Genomic DNA, 3,259 nt, shown 5'->3' with positions numbered 1-3,259 from the left:
TTCATCATCACGTAGAAAATAAAATCTTTTCTATTGCTAACTTCCAAACCGCCGGATTTTTTCGGTTTGAAGTAGGTAGAACCCTTTGGTGTGTTGCGCACGGTGAGATAAAAAGCCACACCGTAAATCATCGCGATAATGGCTGCAGTGCCCATCGCATAGCGCCAACCGTCGTCGCCACCGAATACATGGATCGCTAAAAAGGGCAGTGTGAAGCCTGCCGCCGCTGCACCGAAGTTACCCCAGCCGCCGTAAATCCCCTCTGCCAAACCGACTTGACGCGCAGGGAACCATTCGCTGACCAAACGAATCCCGATTACAAAACCGGCGCCGACAAAACCGAGTAAAAAGCGGAAGAGCGCAAGCTGCTCAAACGTTTGTGCGCAGGCAAATGCAATCAGTATGGCGCCGGAAAAAATCAATAAACCGGAATAAATCGCGCGCGGGCCAAATTTATCCACCAGGCTGCCGACCACAATGCGGGCAGGAATGGTCAGTGCAACGTTGAGAGTTAAGAGTGCGGCCCACTGTTGTGGCGTCATCACAATAGAGGCGGTGATCAGCGGTTTGAGCGAGGGCAAACTAAACCACATCACAAAGGTGAGAAAAAAAGCGAACCAGGTGAAGTGCAGGGTCGCAACAGATTTATTGGAAAAGTCCAACAGGTTTAAACGATGAGTGCTCATGAAAAATCGTCCGGCCAATTAACAACGAGGTGGGTTTTGCGCGGCGTTTTTCATTTTGGTGCAGGGAGAATTTGCGCTGCGCGGTAATTGCCCTTTTGCAACGCCTATGCCAATGCTTAATTAGTGCGAATTTAGTGTGGGTATTGGTATTTATGTTCGATATTGGTGCTTGATTTTGCTTTGGCTGTGTTCCAAATAAATGCCTTTTTGATGGGTTTTGTAAACTAATGGTGCGTTTTTGCATCGCAAAAGCCGTTGGCATTTTGCTGATAGGCTGCACCACGACTGGTTGCACTTTACCAGTGGCTTGGTTATAAGGAGTTCATCAATAGCCAAGGAGTTTGCAATGAGATCTGCCCCCCGTTCGTTTGTGTACCTTCCGCTGCTACTTATTTTGTGTGTTGGTCTGAGCGCTTGCGTTGCCCGCCTTGCTCCCAACTACGATAAAGCTATCGCCGATGGTCTGGTTGCCGCCAGCCAACAAATCATGACTCACTTTGCGTCCACTTCATCGGGTACTGCGGCCAGTAGTTTTGCGCAGCGCGATGCCACCTACAGCAGCATTATCGGCAACCTCGATGCGCTCGCGTTGCAGGCCAAATCGCGCCCGACACCGAAAAGCAGCGTCGGCGATAAAGTGAATGAATATCTCGCCAAGCGCGGCATCACAATCACGGATACCGGTGAAGTACCGAGCGCAGCGGTGTTGGAACAAATTTCCATTACGCTCACTAAAATGCGCGATGTGGATAAAAAACAGGGCGTCACTGCATTTGAGGTGGCAGCGTTTAAAGGGCAAGTGGTGATTTATCTGGACCAGGCTCTGACCTATGAAAATTTTTTAGAACGCGAGGGGCTTTAAATCATGGCTACACCAATTGATATTTCAAGTTTGATGGAGCAAATGAAATCAGCGGCTTCGGATGTGGCCAAAAAAGACATCTCTGTCTTGAAAGGTTTTTCTGATCGCCAAATAAAAGCCATAGCGCAACAGGCCGCGTTGGTCGCGGCGGGTATTGCGAGTGGGCAGATAACCACGGAGACCCAGGAGTTTTTTTTAGACAGTTTAAAAACCATGGCGCAAAGTTTTGCTAACACACTGCAAGGTTTAGCCAAGGTGACGATTGAAAAAGTCTGGAATGCGATGGTGGGTGTGCTCTGGGGAGCCATAGGCACGGCTACCGGCATAGATATACCTGCAATTGCATGATGGCCAGCAATTAAAAAATCCCGCGATTTTTGTTGCTGTCATTAATAAAAACGTCATTTTTTTCACACAAAAGTTTAAGAAAACCGCAGTCTGCCAGTCATATTTGGCATCTAGAGTTGCCTTCCAATAAATCACACACACTGATTGGGGAAGGCTTATGAACAAGACTCTACTGGCTCTGTTAATCGCAGCGGCATCGGGCGCGGTCAACGCGCAGACCACTGCGATAAATACATCAGCGGCTGGCGCCGCCGCTCAAGTTGAAGAAACCATGGTGTTCGGGCGCGGTGAAACCCGCCAGGTACATGTGTTGGGTGCGGCTGAATTAGCCGAATATCCCGCAGGAACCAGCCCGCTCAAAGCCGTTGAAAAGTTGCCCGGTGTGAACTTCCAATCCGCTGATCCTTATGGTGCTTACGAGTGGTCCACCCGCATAGTCGTGCGCGGTTTTGGCCAAAACCAATTGGGCTTTACGCTCGACGATGTGCCGCTGGGCGATATGTCTTACGCCAACCACAACGGCCTGCACATTAGCCGCGCGATCATTTCTGAAAACATCGGCGCAGTGGCGCTCTCGCAAGGTGCTGGTTCTTTGGCCGCCGCGTCAACCAGCAATCTTGGCGGCACGTTGGAATTTACCTCGCTCGATCCAGCCACCGAATTTGCTGCCCATGTTGATGGCAGTGTGGGCAGCGATTCTGCCCAGCGCGCCTTTGTGCGTGTTGATTCAGGTGAGTTTGGCGGTGCAGGCACTCGTCTGTTCCTGAGCTACGTTGATCAAACCACCGACAAATGGAAAGGCGATGGCGAGCAGCAGCAAGAAGCGCTCAATTTCAAAATTGTGCAGCCAATCGGCGAAGCGAAGCTGACCGGCTTCTACAGCTATTCGGATCGTGTCGAGAACGATTATCAGGATATGTCGCTGGAGATGATCGACCGCCTCGGGCGCGATTGGGACAACTATGGCGCTGACTATGCCCGCGCTATAGCCGCTGCCCAAGGTAAGTTCACCGGCAAGGTGAACAGTTTGGATGATGCCTACTGGGATGCCGCCGGTCTGCGTGAAGACAATCTGGGTTACATCGCCCTCGACCTGCCACTCGGCAGCGTCACCGGCTGGAAAACCACCATTTACCAACACACCAACGAAGGCCAGGGCCTGTGGGGTACACCTTACGTTCCAACACCCAATGGTGCGCCTTTGTCGATCCGCACCACCGAGTACGATATCGACCGCACTGGCGTGGTATCGGGGCTCACCTTTGATCTGGGTGCCCACAGTTTGAATGCGGGTTTGTGGATCGAAACTAACGATTTCAATCAGGCGCGCCAGAGCGCGCTTATGCGTGCGCTCACGCTCAAA

At 51.4% G+C, this 3,259-nt stretch carries 4 protein-coding genes; 3 read left to right on the top strand and 1 reads right to left on the bottom strand.

Annotated features, from left to right (window positions below):
- On the bottom strand, positions 1–686 hold a 686-nt coding region (locus ACWA6V_RS19665), incomplete at its 3' end, for an MFS transporter (protein ID WP_449524080.1).
- Between the two features lie 346 nt (positions 687–1,032).
- Here ACWA6V_RS19665 and ACWA6V_RS19660 point away from each other — a divergent pair.
- From ACWA6V_RS19660 to ACWA6V_RS19650, 3 genes are all read left to right on the top strand, one after another.
- Positions 1,033–1,548 carry a hypothetical protein gene (locus ACWA6V_RS19660; RefSeq protein WP_449524079.1) on the top strand — a complete coding sequence of 172 codons (516 nt, stop codon included), beginning with the start codon at positions 1,033–1,035 and terminating at the stop codon, positions 1,546–1,548.
- A gap of 3 nt (positions 1,549–1,551) precedes the next feature.
- Entirely contained in the window at positions 1,552–1,896 is a 345-nt protein-coding gene (locus ACWA6V_RS19655) for a hypothetical protein (RefSeq protein ID WP_331352880.1), read from the top strand.
- A 157-nt stretch (positions 1,897–2,053) separates the two neighbouring features.
- A partial coding sequence (locus tag ACWA6V_RS19650; protein WP_449524078.1) for a TonB-dependent receptor plug domain-containing protein occupies positions 2,054–3,259 on the top strand: 1,206 nt, incomplete at its 3' end.

The organism is Cellvibrio sp., from assembly GCF_053579595.1.
Note: the sequence above shows the minus strand (reverse complement) of the source record. Positions and strands in the feature narration are given on the sequence as shown.

What these genes read in the sequence shown, in the direction of transcription:
- ACWA6V_RS19660 (WP_449524079.1), top strand. Translation starts at nt 1,033, where the DNA reads ATGAGATCTGCCCCCCGTTCGTTTGTGTACCTTCCGCTGCTACTTATT.
- ACWA6V_RS19655 (WP_331352880.1), top strand. Translation starts at nt 1,552, where the DNA reads ATGGCTACACCAATTGATATTTCAAGTTTGATGGAGCAAATGAAATCA.